The sequence below is a fragment of the Citrobacter sp. MGH100 genome, assembly GCF_001034465.1.
Taxonomy (GTDB): Bacteria; Pseudomonadota; Gammaproteobacteria; order Enterobacterales; family Enterobacteriaceae; genus Citrobacter; species Citrobacter youngae.
In genome coordinates this window covers 1108984-1124537 of the sequence record NZ_KQ089801.1, presented here as the reverse complement: position 1 = coordinate 1124537, position 15554 = coordinate 1108984, and the positions used below count along the sequence as shown (strand labels likewise).

At 52.1% G+C, this 15554-nt stretch carries 18 protein-coding genes; 5 read left to right on the top strand and 13 right to left on the bottom strand.

What is annotated here, in order from left to right:
• Positions 1-76: 76 nt before the first annotated feature.
• The 3 genes from tdcG to SK32_RS16985 all read left to right on the top strand — a co-directional run bounded on the left by tdcG (position 77) and on the right by SK32_RS16985 (position 4391).
• Positions 77-1441, top strand: a complete 1365-nt coding sequence (gene tdcG, locus SK32_RS16995; protein ID WP_048213354.1) for an L-serine ammonia-lyase — start codon at positions 77-79, stop codon at positions 1439-1441.
• A gap of 283 nt (positions 1442-1724) precedes the next feature.
• Positions 1725-3056, top strand: a complete 1332-nt coding sequence (locus SK32_RS16990) for an SLC5/6 family protein (protein ID WP_048213353.1) — start codon at positions 1725-1727, stop codon at positions 3054-3056.
• Positions 3057-3080: 24 nt separating this feature from the next.
• Complete coding sequence (locus SK32_RS16985) at positions 3081-4391, top strand: L-cysteine desulfidase family protein (protein ID WP_048213352.1); 1311 nt, start codon at positions 3081-3083, stop codon at positions 4389-4391.
• Between the two features lie 54 nt (positions 4392-4445).
• Here the strand turns inward: SK32_RS16985 and SK32_RS26075 are convergent, their stop codons facing one another.
• Together SK32_RS26075 and SK32_RS16980 are read right to left on the bottom strand one after the other, a co-directional pair.
• Positions 4446-4595 (bottom strand): hypothetical protein, encoded by a 150-nt coding sequence (locus SK32_RS26075; protein ID WP_086523462.1) that lies wholly within the window; start codon positions 4593-4595, stop codon positions 4446-4448.
• Positions 4596-4621: 26 nt separating this feature from the next.
• Positions 4622-5323, bottom strand: a complete 702-nt coding sequence (locus tag SK32_RS16980) for a pirin family protein (protein ID WP_048213351.1) — start codon at positions 5321-5323, stop codon at positions 4622-4624.
• A 104-nt stretch (positions 5324-5427) separates the two neighbouring features.
• Between SK32_RS16980 and yhaJ the strand changes: the two genes are divergently transcribed.
• Positions 5428-6324 carry a DNA-binding transcriptional regulator YhaJ gene (gene yhaJ / locus SK32_RS16975; protein WP_048213350.1) on the top strand — a complete coding sequence of 299 codons (897 nt, stop codon included), beginning with the start codon at positions 5428-5430 and terminating at the stop codon, positions 6322-6324.
• A 37-nt stretch (positions 6325-6361) separates the two neighbouring features.
• On the opposite strand, the gene SK32_RS16970 is transcribed toward yhaJ, so the two are convergent.
• From SK32_RS16970 to exuT, 11 genes are all read right to left on the bottom strand, one after another.
• Positions 6362-6727, bottom strand: coding sequence for a DUF805 domain-containing protein (locus SK32_RS16970; RefSeq protein WP_048213349.1), 366 nt, complete (start codon positions 6725-6727; stop codon positions 6362-6364).
• A gap of 124 nt (positions 6728-6851) precedes the next feature.
• Positions 6852-7838, bottom strand: a complete 987-nt coding sequence (yqjG, locus tag SK32_RS16965; RefSeq protein WP_048213348.1) for a glutathionyl-hydroquinone reductase YqjG — start codon at positions 7836-7838, stop codon at positions 6852-6854.
• A 71-nt stretch (positions 7839-7909) separates the two neighbouring features.
• The gene (locus SK32_RS16960; protein WP_048213347.1) at positions 7910-8302 is read right to left on the bottom strand and encodes a DoxX family protein; all 393 of its coding nucleotides are present in this window, start codon (positions 8300-8302) and stop codon (positions 7910-7912) included.
• 175 nt (positions 8303-8477) lie between these two features.
• On the bottom strand, positions 8478-8777 hold the full coding sequence (locus SK32_RS16955; protein WP_048213346.1) for a YqjK-like family protein: 300 nt from the start codon (positions 8775-8777) through the stop codon (positions 8478-8480).
• Positions 8777-9172: a phage holin family protein gene (locus SK32_RS16950; protein WP_048213345.1), complete on the bottom strand. Its 396-nt coding sequence runs from the start codon at positions 9170-9172 to the stop codon at positions 8777-8779. The genes SK32_RS16955 and SK32_RS16950 overlap by 1 nt, the downstream gene beginning before the upstream one ends.
• A gap of 2 nt (positions 9173-9174) precedes the next feature.
• A complete protein-coding gene (locus SK32_RS16945; protein ID WP_003024832.1) occupies positions 9175-9480 on the bottom strand; it encodes an ElaB/YgaM/YqjD family protein in 306 nt (101 codons plus the stop codon).
• Between the two features lie 33 nt (positions 9481-9513).
• Positions 9514-9882: a DUF1090 domain-containing protein gene (locus SK32_RS16940; protein WP_048213344.1), complete on the bottom strand. Its 369-nt coding sequence runs from the start codon at positions 9880-9882 to the stop codon at positions 9514-9516.
• Between the two features lie 148 nt (positions 9883-10030).
• Positions 10031-10414, bottom strand: a complete 384-nt coding sequence (mzrA, locus tag SK32_RS16935; protein WP_048213343.1) for an EnvZ/OmpR regulon moderator MzrA — start codon at positions 10412-10414, stop codon at positions 10031-10033.
• Between the two features lie 3 nt (positions 10415-10417).
• Positions 10418-11080 carry a DedA family general envelope maintenance protein YqjA gene (yqjA, locus tag SK32_RS16930; protein ID WP_005131462.1) on the bottom strand — a complete coding sequence of 221 codons (663 nt, stop codon included), beginning with the start codon at positions 11078-11080 and terminating at the stop codon, positions 10418-10420.
• Positions 11081-11429: 349 nt separating this feature from the next.
• Positions 11430-12206 carry a transcriptional regulator ExuR gene (gene exuR / locus SK32_RS16925; protein WP_005131459.1) on the bottom strand — a complete coding sequence of 259 codons (777 nt, stop codon included), beginning with the start codon at positions 12204-12206 and terminating at the stop codon, positions 11430-11432.
• Between the two features lie 134 nt (positions 12207-12340).
• Positions 12341-13642 carry a hexuronate transporter ExuT gene (exuT, locus tag SK32_RS16920; protein ID WP_048213342.1) on the bottom strand — a complete coding sequence of 434 codons (1302 nt, stop codon included), beginning with the start codon at positions 13640-13642 and terminating at the stop codon, positions 12341-12343.
• 474 nt (positions 13643-14116) lie between these two features.
• Here exuT and uxaC point away from each other — a divergent pair, with 474 nt between their 5' ends.
• On the top strand, positions 14117-15529 hold the full coding sequence (gene uxaC / locus SK32_RS16915; protein ID WP_048213341.1) for a glucuronate isomerase: 1413 nt from the start codon (positions 14117-14119) through the stop codon (positions 15527-15529).
• Positions 15530-15554 lie beyond the last annotated feature (25 nt).

Sequence of the window (15554 nt, the reverse complement as noted above, 5' to 3'; positions counted from 1 at the left end):
GCGATCTCAGGATCGCCCCGATCCTTAATGAGTGTGAAACCTGGTCTTCACTGAACGGCAATCCGAGGGTGTGGATATGATTAGCGCATTCGATATTTTCAAGATTGGCATTGGACCTTCCAGCTCCCATACCGTGGGGCCAATGAATGCAGGTAAAAGCTTTATTGATCTGTTGGTCAGCAGCGGGGAACTTCCCAGGGCCACACATATTGTGGTCGATCTTTATGGATCGCTTTCCCTGACCGGAAAAGGTCATGCGACAGATGTCGCCATCATGATGGGGCTGGCCGGTAACAGTCCGCAAAACGTTAATATAGATTCAATCGCTGGTTTTACTCAGGAAGTAGCCCGTACCGGACGTTTACCGGTGGCAGAGGGCACGCATATTGTCGATTTCTCCCCAGACGAAAATATTCTCTTTCACGCCGAAACGCTGCCGCGCCATGAAAATGGTATGCGTATCACCGCGTGGAACGGCACCGAGACGCTATTAAGCAAAACCTATTACTCCGTCGGCGGTGGTTTTATCGTTGAAGAGGAGCAATTTGGTCAGGCGCATGATGTTGAAGCACACGTGCCCTACAATTTTCATTCCGCCAGCGAACTGCTGAAACTGTGTGAGCGCAACGGGCTGTCTGTTTCCGGCCTGATGATGCAAAACGAACTGGCGATGCGCAGCAAAGAAGAAATCGATGCTGGCTTTGCTGCCATTTGGGACGTCATGCATGCCGGGATTGAGCGCGGCATGAATACCGAAGGTGTGCTTCCGGGCCCGCTTAATGTACCGCGTCGCGCCGTGGCACTGCGTCGGCTGCTGGTTTCCAGCGACAACCTGTCCAGCGACCCGATGAACGTCATTGACTGGATCAACATGTTCGCGCTGGCCGTGAGCGAAGAAAACGCCGCCGGGTGTCGGGTGGTGACTGCACCGACCAACGGTGCGTGCGGGATTATTCCCGCCGTCCTGGCCTATTACGACAAGTTCCGCCGTCCGGTGAATGCCAACTCCATCGCCCGTTATTTGCTGGCCGCGGGGGCGATAGGTGCGCTGTATAAGATGAATGCCTCGATTTCGGGTGCCGAAGTCGGCTGCCAGGGGGAAATTGGCGTAGCCTGTTCAATGGCGGCTGCCGGGTTGACAGAGTTGCTTGGCGGTAGCCCGTCTCAGGTGTGTATTGCGGCGGAAATCGCTATGGAGCATAACCTGGGCCTTACCTGCGATCCGGTGGCCGGGCAGGTGCAGATTCCGTGTATTGAACGTAATGCGATCAACGCAGTGAAAGCCGTCAACGCCGCGCGCATGGCGCTACGTAGGACGTCAGAACCACGCGTTTCGCTCGATAAAGTGATCGAGACCATGTATGAGACGGGCAAAGACATGAACGACAAATACCGTGAAACTTCACGTGGAGGCCTGGCTATCAAAGTGATGTGCACTTAACTGAATTTGTGTTTATTTCTCCTTTGGGCGCACTTGAGTGCGCCCTTTTTTTTGTTGTGATCTGCTTCAAAAATAGAAAATAATCCCATTTTGTAAATATAAAATAGAATAATTTTATTAAACATCATGAAATGAAGGGGTATTTATGTGAAGTTTTTCTCTGACCCTCGGCGTATGATTTCTCCATTCTAACGAACTCGCCTGCACGACTCGTACCGCGTATCGCATTGATGCGGAACGGAAAAATAATAAAACCTTACCCTACATTTTGAGCGAGATTTTTATGGAAACGGCAACGAATAACAGCGTAATACTCGACGCATCAGCGCCTGCGCGTCGGGCGGGAATGACCGAAAGCGAATGGCGGGAAGCTATTAAGTTCGACAGCACGGATACCGGCTGGGTCATTATGAGTATCGGTATGGCGATTGGTGCGGGGATTGTTTTTCTTCCTGTCCAGGTCGGGTTGATGGGGCTGTGGGTGTTCTTGCTGTCCTCTATCATTGGCTACCCAGCCATGTATCTGTTCCAGCGCCTGTTTATTAACACGCTGGCGGAATCTCCGGAATGCAAAGACTACCCGAGCGTAATCAGCGGCTATTTGGGTAAAAACTGGGGCATCCTGTTAGGCGCATTATATTTTGTGATGCTGGTAATCTGGATGTTCGTCTACTCCACGGCTATCACTAACGATAGCGCCTCTTATCTGCACACTTTTGGCGTTACTGAAGGTTTACTGTCCGACAGCCCGTTCTATGGCCTGGTGCTGATTTGCATCCTGGTGGCCATCTCGTCACGCGGAGAAAAACTGCTGTTTAAAATCTCCACCGGCATGGTGCTGACCAAGCTGCTGGTGGTGGCTGCGCTTGGTGTATCGATGGTGGGAATGTGGCATTTGTATAACGCGGGCTCACTGCCGCCGATGGCGCTGCTGATCAAAAACGCAATTATCACGCTGCCGTTTACCCTGACTTCAATTCTGTTTATTCAGACGCTAAGCCCGATGGTTATTTCGTACCGCTCTCGTGAGAAATCGATTGAGGTGGCACGCCATAAAGCTCTGCGTGCTATGAACATCGCATTCGGTATTCTGTTTGTCACCGTCTTTTTCTACGCCGTTTCCTTCACGCTGGCGATGGGGCATGACGAAGCGGTTAAAGCCTATGAGCAGAACATTTCCGCTCTGGCGATTGCTGCGCAGTTTATCAGTGGTGATGGTGCAGGTTGGGTGAAAATCGTCAGCGTTATCCTGAACATTTTCGCCGTGATGACCGCCTTCTTCGGTGTTTACTTAGGCTTTCGTGAAGCGACTCAGGGGATCGTAATGAACGTGCTGCGCCGCAAAATGCCAGCCGAGAAAATCAACGAAACCCTGGTTCAGCGCGGCATTATGGTTTTCGCCATCCTGCTGGCCTGGAGTGCAATTGTGCTCAATGCGCCGGTGCTGAGCTTCACCTCTATTTGTAGCCCAATCTTCGGCATGGTGGGCTGCTTGATCCCGGCCTGGCTGGTCTACAAAGTTCCTGCATTGCACAAATACAAAGGCGCCTCTCTGTACCTGATTATCGTCACCGGCCTGTTGTTGTGCGTTTCTCCGTTCCTGGCATTTTCCTGAGTTATCTGAGCAAGGGTTGTTGTTATGTTTGAGACTACATTGAATCCATTATGGGATAGTTTTATTCGCGCGGTGCAGGAAGAAGTAAAACCTGCGCTGGGTTGTACTGAACCTATCTCTCTGGCTCTGGCTGCGGCCGTCGCTTCTGCTGAGCTGGACGGCGCGGTGGAACGCATTGATGCATGGGTCTCACCAAACCTGATGAAAAACGGCATGGGCGTTACCGTGCCGGGTACCGGGATGGTAGGTCTTCCCGTAGCGGCTGCGCTGGGGGCTTTGGGGGGAAATGCCGAGGCTGGGTTAGAAGTACTGAAAGACGCGTCGCCACAAGCGATTGCTGATGCGAAAACGATGCTTAACGCAGGGAAGGTTGCTGTGATGCTGCAGGAGCCTTGCGAGGACATCCTCTTTTCCCGCGCGAAGGTTTACAGCGCTGAAGGATGGGCGTGCGTGACGATTGTCGGCGGTCATACCAACATTGTACACATCGAGACCAATAACGGCGTGGTGTTCACAACAGAACAGAACGCTGAGGAAGAGAAGCAAGAGTCACCGCTGGCGGTACTGTCTCACACATCGCTGGAAGAGATTCTGGCGTTCGTAAACGCGGTACCGTTTGAGTCAATCCGCTTTATTCTTGATGCGGCAAAACTGAACGGTGCGCTGTCTCAGGAAGGACTGCGCGGCAACTGGGGCTTGCACATCGGAACTACGCTGGAGAAGCAGTGCGCACGTGGTCTGCTGGCGAACGATCTCTCCACTGCCATTCTTATTCGTACCAGCGCGGCATCGGATGCGCGAATGGGCGGGGCGACGCTGCCGGCCATGAGCAACTCCGGTTCTGGTAATCAGGGGATTACCGCCACCGTCCCAGTGATGGTGGTAGCTGAGCATTTTGGCGCAGATGAGGAGAAACTGGCGCGTGCGCTGATGCTGTCTCACCTGAGCGCTATTTACATCCATCATCAGCTTCCGCGTTTGTCTGCGCTGTGCGCGGCAACTACGGCCGCAATGGGCGCAGCAGCGGGGATGGCATGGATCGTAGATGGTCGCTACAACACTATCGCGATGGCGATCAGCAGCATGATTGGCGACGTGAGCGGAATGATTTGCGATGGCGCTTCAAACAGCTGTGCGATGAAAGTCTCAACCAGCGCATCTGCGGCGTGGAAAGCGGTGCTGATGGCGCTGGATGATACTGCCGTAACCGGAAACGAAGGGATTGTGGCGCATAACGTGGAACAATCTATCGCTAACCTGTGTGCGCTGGCGTGTCGTTCGATGCAGGAAACCGACAAGCAGATCATTGAGATCATGGCCAGTAAGGCACATTAATCTTCAGGCCGGGTAAGGCGGAGTCGTCACCCGGCCTAAGTCAAAGCCGCCTTTTCAGGCGGCTTCTTCGTCTTCCAGCCGTAGCTCGGCATCGGCCACAATCGCTTCCAGCTCTGTCAGCATTTCTTCATAGCCGAAGGGAACTGTCTCCCGTTTTTCCGGCGCAGCCTGCGGCTGGCGTTTTTTTGATGACTTCTTGCTCAATAGTCGTACTCCCTTGATTCCAATGACTATACGGGCAAATCTATCAGCAAAGCGCGCAGCGGGGTATCGGCAACTAACGTTATGTTAGTTTCATCACGAATAAATGCGCCATCACCGCAGGTAAGCGCCTCTTTTTCGGCACCTGAAGTGACCGCGTGGAACGTGCCATGGATCGACTGCAAATACGCGCGAGGTCCATGTAACTGAAAACTCAGTGATTCACCTTTTTGCAACTCAACATGATGTACCCAGACCTGCTGGCGAAGATGCAGGCTACCCTGTTCACCGTCCGGTGAGGCCAGCAGCTGATGCTTACCTGCACTCAGCGTGGCTTTCTGTACGCAGGCGTTTTCGCGCTGCGGGCAGGCGTCCAGCCAGAGCTGCATTCTGGTCAGGGGCTTATCTTTGCTGATATTGTGCTCGCTGTAGCTGATCCCAGGTTGCGTAGCGAGCAGTAACACCTCTCCGGCTTTGGCCTGAATATGGTTACCTTCACTGTCGCGATACTCTGCTTCCCCTTCGAGGATCAGATTGACGATATCAACCTTTGGATAGGTACGTGGCTGGAAAGAGGCCCCCGGTGCCAGAACTTCCTGGTTCAGAACACGCAGCGAGGCATAACCCAGTAGTTTAGGATCAAAATAGTGTCCAAAGGAGAAGGTATAACGGGCCTGCAGCCAGCCGTAGTCTGCTTGCCCGCATTGTTTGGCTGTACGGGTAGTAATCATAGTTCTTGACCTCTCTTTACTTCCTTTTATGTTAAATGGCTAGACGCTGCATTGTTAGCCAGATATTCTGCCCGGTATGTTCAAATTTCCTGAATGAGAACGAGATGGCCAAAGAACGGGCTTTAACGCTTGAAGCGTTACGCGTCATGGACGCAATAGACAGGCGCGGCAGCTTTGCCGCCGCGGCAGATGAACTGGGACGCGTACCTTCCGCCCTCAGCTACACCATGCAGAAACTGGAAGAAGAGCTGGACGTGGTGCTGTTTGACCGCTCAGGTCACCGCACAAAATTTACCAACGTCGGGCGTATGCTGCTTGAACGTGGCCGCGTGTTGCTGGAGGCTGCGGATAAGCTGACTACCGATGCTGAAGCACTGGCCCGTGGTTGGGAAACGCATCTGACGATTGTCACTGAAGCGTTGGTGCCAACGGCGGCATTCTTCCCGCTTATCGACCGCCTTGCCGGAAAGGCGAACACGCAGCTTTCCGTCATCACTGAAGTGCTGGCCGGGGCGTGGGAGCGTCTGGAGCAGGGCAGAGCGGATATCGTGATCGCGCCGGATATGCATTTCCGCTCATCATCAGAAATTAACTCGCGCAAGCTGTACTCGCTGATGAACGTGTATGTGGCGGCGCCGGATCACCCGATCCACCAGGAGCCGGAACCGTTGTCAGAAGTCACTCGTGTGAAATACCGGGGCATAGCGGTGGCGGATACTGCCCGTGAGCGCCCGGTGCTGACAGTTCAGCTTCTCGATAAACAACCACGCCTGACGGTGAGTACGATAGAAGATAAACGCCAGGCGCTGTTGGCTGGACTTGGAGTGGCGACGATGCCATACCCGCTGGTGGAAGCGGATATTGCGGCTGGCCGGCTGCGTGTAGTTAGCCCGGAATCGACAAACGAAATAGATATCATCATGGCCTGGCGTCGGGACAGTATGGGCGAAGCGAAGTCCTGGTGTTTGCGGGAAATCCCCAAGCTGTTTGCCGGGAAATAAGAAATACGCCCCTTCAACGGAAGGGGCGTATTTAAATTCAGGACAACTGTTTGGGGTCAGCGCCGAAGCGGTTGCTCCCCGGCGTGCCGTTTTGACAGTTGAAAATAATGATGACCAACCAGCCGACGATCGGGATCAGCAGCACCAGTAGCCACCAGGCTGAACGGTCGGTGTCATGTAAACGCCGGAACTGTACCGCCCACCACGGTATAAAAACCAGAATTGCATAAATCGTTGTTAATACGCCTTCTCCCCCGGTGCGTTGCCAGCCAAACATCCTGTCTAACACGCTCAGCACGAACGTAAAGATGATGTTGACCAAAATAAACATCCAGTACTCTTTGCGCCGTGCACGACCACCAAAACCAAAGTAGTTCTTTAATACGTTTAAATACCAATCCATTTTCGCCTCGTTCCGCGTTCAATTACTTGTTTTTAAAGCAATCAAATTAAGAATAGCTGCGAATGGAATGCTGGTAAATGTTTGTAGTATTAATTATTTGGCCCCAAACGGAGACCTGTGTAAATTATGCAAAACGGCTGTCACGTCCGTGCGGTTCGTCGAGGTCCTGCCACGGGCCGATAGAAATAATGCCGGTCGGGTTGATCGTTTTGTGGCTACGGAAGTAGTGATTGCGGATGTGATCGAAATTGACGGTCTCCGCAATGCCTGGCATCTGGTAGATATCACGCAGAAAACCGTACAGATTCAGGTAGTCACTGATGCGGTGTTTGTCGCACTTGAAGTGGGTGACATAAACCGGATCAAAACGTACCAGCGTGGTCCACAGGCGAATATCGGCCTCGGTTAGCTGGTCGCCGGTCAGGTAGCGATGCTGACCCAGGATCTGCTCCAGTCGAGCCAGCGATTGAAAGACTTTTTCTACGGCGTCGTCGTAAGCTTCCTGGCTGGTGGCAAACCCGGCTTTATATACGCCGTTATTGACGTTGTCATAAATCCAACTGTTCAGATCGTCAATTTTACTTTGCAGAGTCGGTGGATAGTAATCCCCGGCTTTCGCACCCAGCGCATCAAACGCAGTGTTAAACATGCGGATGATTTCTGCAGATTCGTTGCTCACGATGGTGTGATTTTTTTTATCCCACAGCACCGGAACCGTTACCCGGCCGCTGTAGTGCGGATCGGCGTGTAAATACAGTTGATAGAGAAACTCGTGCTGGTAAAGCGTATCACCGGTGGCCGCCGGGAAGTTGTCATCAAAGGTCCAGCCGTTTTCCAGCATCAGCGGATTGACAACGGAAACGGAAATAAACGGTTCCAGCCCTTTGAGTTTACGCAAAATCAGCGTGCGATGCGCCCACGGACAGGCCAGAGAAACGTACAGGTGATAGCGGTCTTTTTCGGCGGCGAAGCCACCTTCACCCGTTGGGCCTGGGGCGCCATCCGCGGTGAGCCAGTTACGGAAAGCCGATGCAGAGCGTTGAAATTTCCCCCCGGTTGATTTGGTGTCGTACCAGGTGTCATGCCAGACGCCGTCAATGAGTTGTCCCATAATTTTCGCTCCTCAGATAGCAAAAGCGAGGAGATATCTCCTCGCTTTTTGATGTGTTCAGTATAGTTTGCTTACCACTTTTTATTCAGTACGCGGTCAATACTGAATGCGCCCGGACCGGTGATAGCCAGCAGCAGGAAGCCGCCTGAGATGGTCAGGTTTTTCATAAACATCAGAGAGTTCACACCTTCCGCAAAGTTGCTGTGGAAGAGGAATGCCGTCAGCAGCGTGAAGCCTGCGGTGAACAGCGCGGTAGTACGGGTCAGGAAACCGAACAGAATTGCCAGACCGCCGCCAAACTCAAGCAGAATCACCAGCGGCAACATAAATCCTGGGACGCCCATGGCTTCCATGTACTGTTGGGTACCCGCATATCCGGTGATTTTTCCCCAACCAGCGGTAATAAACAGGATTGGCATCAGAATGCGCGCTACCAGTACACCAACATCTTCTAATTTCTTCATCATACTCTCCAGGAAACCACTCAGGCGGCTTATTGTGTTTTTTTGTGCAACGACGCCGCAGAGGGCGTCATTGCTGTCGATGAAGAGAATAATAAACGTGGCTAATGAGAATTGTTAGCAAGGAAAACTGTCAGAAATTTTCAAAAAATTTGAGGTTGGGTGGAAGGTGAGGGGATCAGCCGCGCAACTGCTGTTGTCTGATGGTCGATTTCACCAGACGCCAGATGCTCCAGGCGCTAAAGCCGCGTTTGGCCCAGCGTACCAGCAGGTTCGGATTACGGATGGTGCGAACCGCCATAATACTGCTCCCGACTAACACCCAACCACGCAGGTTCAACAGCGTTTTCCAGCCGCGATCGTAGACTTCAGTAGCCTCCAGCCAGTCGCGGCGAGTGGCTGACAGATCCAGCCGTTGCTGCTGGATCTGTCCAAGCAGTTGCGCCTTACGCTGTAGACGTTCGACTTTACTGCTCATTATGCATCATCCTCCAGGGCCTTCCTGTCGTTAGCGAGTTCATTGCGCGTATGGCGCAGCAGCGTTGTTTTACGCGCTTTTCGCAACGTCCATAGCCCACCGATAAGCGCTAAAAGCAACAGCACAACGGTAGTGGCAATCATGGCGTTCAGGCGATATTGAGGGTCGATGGCCCAGATGATAAGCACCATCAGGCTCATCAGACCAAACGCCGCAAACAGCATGGTCAGCCCAAGCATCAGCAGGATCTGGATGAGATTGGCTTTTTCCTCTTCCAGCTCAACGACGGCCAACCGCAGCCGCGTCTCTACGATCTCAACAAAAATCGTCAGGACCCGTTGTCCAATCCCCAGGACGCTTTTGCCTGGACCTTGTGCGTGTTGAGAGTCAGCCATTGTTAGCGGCGCGACAGCAGTACACCAAGCACCACACCGACCGCAGCGCCAATGCCGACGCCTGTCCATGGGTTTTCGCGCACATAGTTGTCGGCTTTAGCGGCCGCTTCACGGGTTTGCTTAGCAATCACATCGCTGGTCTCGCTCAGACGATGGCGGCTCTCGCGCAGCGCATGTTCGGCTTTGCTGCGAATTTTACTCATCTCTTCCTTCGACTTATCGCCAGAGGAGCTCAGTACTTCTTCGAGCGTATCCGCAAGGGATTTCAGTTCAGCGCGCAGATTTTCCGTAGCGTTATCTTTTGACATAGTTTTCTCCAGGTGAGTGGGTAGTTACCTTACTTAGTAATCGCGGGTCTCAAGTTCTTTCAGCTCTTTCTGAGCTTCTGCAAGCTTACGTTCGCGTTTTGCGATTTTATCCGCATCGCCTTTTTGCTTAGCTTCGGCTAAATCACGCTGACGTTCGGCTATCTCATTTTTCTGCTCTGCGATTTTTTTCTGGTGATTCGCGCGCAGTTTGCTGTCAGTACAGTTTGCCCGAACTTCACTAAGCGCTTTGTTTAACCCATTGATGCGGCTCTGATTATTGTGCTTTTCGGCATAACTAATTTCCCGCTGAATATCTTGTTCTTTTTCCTGACAGAGGGTGGACGCGTAGCTGCCGGCGCTGAGTGCGAAAAGGCTAATGGCCAAAGCGATGCGGTATTTCATTCTTGAACCTTCCATTGTGATGCGACCCGATGTTTTGTGGTCGATGCTCCAGAATAATAAAGCTGTAGGTCATAACTTCAGTTTATTAATCATAGGCACTAAACGGTGAAATCACCAAAGTGAGTGATCTAATTCAGATTCCTGGAGATTAACCAAAGCGGTGCGGTGTATCCCGTAAACGAGATAACCACTGCACTGCCTGATTGTCATCATCCTGTTGAGCGATAACGAAGCCGTGTGGCAACGTTCGGTCCAGCACGACCTTTGCGGCTGCGCTCTGCGCGCTGGAATCAAAGGTGATCAGCAGCGCGTCATTTTGCGGAGTAATGCTTTTAAAGCGAATGCCGTTGGCGTCCAGGTGATGCCAGATAGAGAAGCCATCAGGCATGCTGGCTCCCTGGTTTACAGCACGAATGGCAAGCGTTGACTCCTGCTGGCGGATGACCGACCAGGTCAGGAGCAGCGCGCCGATAAACAACATAAAGGTGGTGGACCAGGCCAGTCGTCGGATCGTTATGCGTGATTTCAGCATAATTTACCCTCGGTTCCCGTATTTCTTTTTCCAGAGTACAACCAGTGAACCGGCCAGGCCAACCACCAGTAATACGACAGGAAGCAGCATCAGGCAGGACATGAGCTGATCTTCATACTTAAGAAAAACAGGTGTTTTGCCCAGTAGATAGCCTAGCGTGGTCAGAATCAGTACCCACAATAGCCCGCTCATCCAGTTGAAGAACTGAAAACGCGCATTATTCAGGCCTGACAGCCCGGCAATGGTCGGCAGTAATGTTCTGACGAACGCAATGAAGCGACCGACCAACAGCGCGGATAAGCCATGCTTGTGGAAAAGATGATGCGCGCGTTGGTGATAATGAGCCGGAAGATGTGAAAGCCAGTTCTGCACAGTGCGGGTATTACCCAACCATCGGCCCTGAATATAGCTGAGCCAACAACCGAGGCTGGCTGCGGTGGTGAGTAGCAGTACCGTTTGCGGAAAACCCATTGCGCCTTTGGCAATAAGAACGCCGACCAGTACCAGCAAACTGTCACCAGGTAAAAAGGCCGCGGGTAGCAACCCATTTTCCAGAAACAAAATTGTAAACAGTACAAAATACAGCATACCAATCATGGAAGGATTGGCCAGAGTTTCAAAATCCTGAGCCCATAAAGCATTCAATAATTGAGTCAGTAGTTCCATTCAATATTCCTGGAGAATCGGTTGTTGTCATGCCGGTTTTCTGGAGTTTGTAACGCCGCAATTTTATTGGTGTTTTTTACATGGTTCGCGGTCTGACACAAATTCACGGCCTGAACTATTCCCTGTAAAGTTGTGAAGTAAGCAAGCTCTCAAACATAAAAATTCAAATAGAATCTAATTGTAACAAAGGTCAACGTTGTCCGTTATATAAATTACGGTGGTTGAACTCTGATTTTGCTGATCGCAAGGGAGTGAGGCGAGAGGATTTACACAGGCTGACACTTTATACCTAATGCTTACTGAGTGTCAGAAACAGGCGCTGTTATCGCGCCTGTGAAAGTCAGAACGTTTATTTTGTGCTGTTTGCCGCTGTATCCAGATGAACGACCGGATTTTCCGTGAAAAGGTAACGATCCGCGTTGAACTCGAAATCATCGCTGGTTTCGTTAAACAGCATCTGTTTCGTGTTCTCAAGGTGCTGCCACATCGCCAGCTTGGCTGCATGCGGATCTTTGCGAATTAATGCCCGCAGGATCTGGTCATGGTCATCACACCAGTTGTCTACCGTGCGCAGATCAATGTGATCGTGCAATTTCTTCCAGTAGGGGTTGTGAACGCGCTGAGTCCACATTTTTTCAACAATGGCGGCCAGAGCTGAGTTTTGCGTCGCTAGCGCGACCTGAACATGGAACTGCAGGTCCCATTCGGAGTCACGAAAGCTTTTTTCGTTGCGCGACTTCTCCTGGATTTCCATCAGTTTCATGATGTCCTGCTTGGTCACCTGGGTGGCGGCAAACTCGGCGATGTTGCTCTCAATAAGCTGACGCGCTTGCAGCAATTCAAAAGGACCGTAGCTGGCGAATTCCAGACCCTCGTCGGGAGCAACATAATGTTTGGGTTGGTTAGAGATGACGTGGATACCTGATCCTTTACGCACCTCAACGTAGCCTTCAACCTCGAGCATGATAATCGCTTCACGAACCACGGTACGGCTGACATTCTTTTCATCGGCAATAAAGCGCTCGGCGGGAAGTTTATCGCCCACCAGATAGACGCCTTGCTCGATGCGTTCTTTTAGATCGGCAGCAAGTTGTTGGTACAAACGTCGTGGTTCAGTGATTTCCATATGCACTCCAGGCATGATACAGCAGACTATATTTGTTATACCACTTTTGCGATGGCGGCTCTACTCGCACCGACAAAAAAGCCGCCAGTTAACTGGCGGCTCTGCATTATATACCTATGACGACTAGCGTCAGGTTAATTTTGCGTAGCGGGAGAGCCGGTTTGCGGACCTGAATCAATCTCGCTTGCCGATTTGTTCTGCAGTACCGTCCAGATGACTAACGCACCGAGCAGGTCGAATACTGCCAGTACGGCGAACAGCGGGCTAAAGCCGATGGTATCAGCCAGGGCGCCAACGACCAGGGCAAACAGAGTACTCGCCAGCCAGGCTGACATCCCCGTCAGGCCGTTAGCTGTCGCGACCTCATTGCGGCCAAATACGTCAGAAGAGAGCGTAATCAGCGCGCCAGACAGTGCCTGGTGAGCAAAACCACCGACGCACAGCAGGGCAATAGCAATATACGGGCTGGTAAACAGACCAATCATCCCTGGGCCAATCATCAGCAGTGCACCCATGGTGACGACCATTTTACGGGACACGATCAGGTTTACGCCGAACCAGCGCTGGAACAGTGGCGGTAAGTAACCCCCGATGATACAGCCCAGGTCAGCGAACAGCATTGGCATCCACGCGAACATCGCGATCTCTTTCAGGTTAAAGCCGTAGACTTTAAACATGAACAGCGGGATCCAGGCGTTGAATGTCCCCCAGGCTGGTTCTGCCAGAAAACGTGGCAGTGCGATACCCCAGAACTGGCGGTTACGCAGGATCTGGCCAAGCGACATTTTCTTCGCTGTGCTGTTTTTATGCTGTGATTCCTGACCGTTAAGGATGTAATCACGCTCTTCGTCAGACAGTTTTTTCTGGTCGCGCGGGTGCTTATAGAAGACAAGCCAGGACATCGCCCAGATGAAGCTCAGGGCACCAGAAATAATGAACGCCATCTGCCAGCTGTGCATGACGATAGCCCACACGACCAGCGGCGGAGCGATCATCGCGCCAATAGAAGAGCCGACGTTAAAGTAACCTACGGCAATCGAACGCTCTTTTGCCGGGAACCATTCTGAACTGGCTTTCAGACCCGCAGGGATCATCGCGGCTTCTGCGGCACCGACTGCGCCTCGTGCCAGTGCCAGTCCACCCCAGCTACCAGCCAGCGCCGTGGCACCACAGAAGACGGCCCACAGAACGGCGAACATCGCGTAGCCTACTTTGGTGCCGAGCACATCCAGCACGTAGCCAGCAACGGGTTGCATTACGGTGTAAGCAGCAGAATACGCTGCGATGATATAGGAATACTGTTGAGTGGAGATGTGTAACTCTTCCATCAGAGTTGGCGCAGCTGCCGCCACAGTGTTACGTGTCAGGTAACCCAGCACGGTGCCAAGCGTCACCAGTGCGATCATGTACCAACGTAACCCTTTAATTTTACGCATGTAAAACCTCATCGTTTTGTTATGTCCGCTAACGAGCGGTCATCTTCCAGTCCAGGGCGGAGGATGTTCTTTTACGAAGGGCGTGACCGAAAAAAAACCGGCACTGCCCCGAACTTTGCCATGTCAATGATTGTGCTAATTCGGTTTCCGTACCGGTCAATCCGATGGCGGACCATCGGTAATTTGCATTCCGTCGGCTTATGTATCGCGACGGCAAAAAGATAACTTGTCATACAGCTTTAAAAGGTGAGTGCCATCACAAAAGTGTGAATCTTCGTGTGGTCATTAATTCGATTCAGCAAAGCCAGTGCTGGCGCGGCTTGCCGTGAGTTTTACCTCTTTGAGAGTAATTTTTTTGTCATCATTTGTTGATCTAACTCACGAAAATATCTTCAGCGTATGGAAATTGGTGTGATAACTTTGACAACATCAAAACATAAGCAATCTGACGCACTCGCTGAGAGGAAGACGATAATGACCCCGTTTATGACTGAAGATTTCCTGCTGGATACCGAATTTGCCCGCCGTCTGTATCATGATTACGCTAAAGACCAGCCAATCTTCGACTACCACTGCCATTTGCCGCCGCAACAAATCGCGGATAACTACCGTTTTAATAACCTGTATGACATCTGGCTGAAAGGTGATCACTACAAGTGGCGCGCCATGCGCACTAACGGCGTCGCTGAACGCTTGTGTACCGGTGATGCGTCCGATCGCGAGAAGTTTGATGCATGGGCCGCGACGGTCCCACACACCATCGGTAACCCGCTCTACCACTGGACGCATCTTGAACTGCGTCGCCCATTTGGTATTACAGGTAAGCTGTTGTCTCCTGCAACTGCCGATGAAATCTGGAATCAGTGCAACGAATTGCTGGCGCAGGATCGGTTTTCCGCACGTGGAATCATGCAGCAGATGAATGTGAAAATGGTCGGTACCACCGATGACCCGATCGATTCTCTGGAGCATCACGCAGCGGTCGCGAAAGACAGCACCTTTGCTATCAAAGTGCTGCCAAGCTGGCGTCCGGATAAAGCCTTCAACATTGAACTGGCGACCTTTAACGATTACATGGCGAAGCTCGGTGAAGTGTCCGACACCGAGATCCGCCGCTTTACCGACCTGCAAACCGCGCTTACTAAACGTCTTGATCACTTTGCTGCGCACGGCTGTAAAGTCTCCGACCATGCGCTGGATGTGGTGTTGTTTGCCGAGTCTAACGAAGCTGAACTGGATAACATCCTGGCGCGTCGTCTGGCGGGTGAAACCCTGAGCGAGCATGAAGTTGCCCAGTTCAAAACTGCCGTACTGGTGTTCCTTGGCGCTGAATACGCACGTCGCGAATGGGTGCAGCAGTACCACATTGGCGCACTGCGTAATAACAACCTGCGTCAGTTCAAACTGCTGGGCGCGGATGTCGGTTTCGACTCCATTAACGATCGTCCGATGGCTGAAGAACTGTCCAAACTGCTAAGCAAGCAGAATGAACAGAACCTGCTGCCGAAAACCATCCTGTACTGCCTGAACCCGCGCGATAACGAAGTGCTGGGCACCATGATCGGTAACTTCCAGGGCGAAGGTATGCCGGGCAAAATGCAGTTCGGTTCCGGCTGGTGGTTCAACGACCAGAAAGACGGGATGGAACGTCAGATGACCCAACTGGCACAGCTCGGTCTGCTGAGCCGTTTTGTGGGTATGCTGACTGATAGCCGCAGCTTCCTGTCTTACACGCGCCATGAATACTTCCGCCGTATTCTGTGCCAGATGATTGGCCGCTGGGTTGCCGCCGGTGAAGCACCTGCCGACATCCAGCTGCTGGGTGAGATGGTGAGAAATATTTGCTTCAACAATGCGCGTGATTACTTCGCCATTGAACTGAACTAAGAGCCTATCCATTAGGCTATTTTAC

Coding starts and splice junctions, on each gene's coding strand:
- SK32_RS16950 (WP_048213345.1), bottom strand. CDS start 9,172: ATGGCTGACTCTCAACACGCACAAGGTCCAGGCAAAAGCGTCCTGGGG.
- SK32_RS16980 (WP_048213351.1), bottom strand. CDS start 5,323: ATGATTACTACCCGTACAGCCAAACAATGCGGGCAAGCAGACTACGGC.
- yqjG (WP_048213348.1), bottom strand. CDS start 7,838: ATGGGACAACTCATTGACGGCGTCTGGCATGACACCTGGTACGACACC.
- uxaC (WP_048213341.1), top strand. CDS start 14,117: ATGACCCCGTTTATGACTGAAGATTTCCTGCTGGATACCGAATTTGCC.
- SK32_RS16940 (WP_048213344.1), bottom strand. CDS start 9,882: ATGAAATACCGCATCGCTTTGGCCATTAGCCTTTTCGCACTCAGCGCC.
- yhaJ (WP_048213350.1), top strand. CDS start 5,428: ATGGCCAAAGAACGGGCTTTAACGCTTGAAGCGTTACGCGTCATGGAC.
- SK32_RS16945 (WP_003024832.1), bottom strand. CDS start 9,480: ATGTCAAAAGATAACGCTACGGAAAATCTGCGCGCTGAACTGAAATCC.
- yqjA (WP_005131462.1), bottom strand. CDS start 11,080: ATGGAACTACTGACTCAATTATTGAATGCTTTATGGGCTCAGGATTTT.
- SK32_RS16985 (WP_048213352.1), top strand. CDS start 3,081: ATGTTTGAGACTACATTGAATCCATTATGGGATAGTTTTATTCGCGCG.
- mzrA (WP_048213343.1), bottom strand. CDS start 10,414: ATGCTGAAATCACGCATAACGATCCGACGACTGGCCTGGTCCACCACC.
- SK32_RS16990 (WP_048213353.1), top strand. CDS start 1,725: ATGGAAACGGCAACGAATAACAGCGTAATACTCGACGCATCAGCGCCT.
- SK32_RS16960 (WP_048213347.1), bottom strand. CDS start 8,302: ATGAAGAAATTAGAAGATGTTGGTGTACTGGTAGCGCGCATTCTGATG.
- exuT (WP_048213342.1), bottom strand. CDS start 13,642: ATGCGTAAAATTAAAGGGTTACGTTGGTACATGATCGCACTGGTGACG.
- exuR (WP_005131459.1), bottom strand. CDS start 12,206: ATGGAAATCACTGAACCACGACGTTTGTACCAACAACTTGCTGCCGAT.
- SK32_RS16970 (WP_048213349.1), bottom strand. CDS start 6,727: ATGGATTGGTATTTAAACGTATTAAAGAACTACTTTGGTTTTGGTGGT.
- SK32_RS16955 (WP_048213346.1), bottom strand. CDS start 8,777: ATGAGCAGTAAAGTCGAACGTCTACAGCGTAAGGCGCAACTGCTTGGA.
- tdcG (WP_048213354.1), top strand. CDS start 77: ATGATTAGCGCATTCGATATTTTCAAGATTGGCATTGGACCTTCCAGC.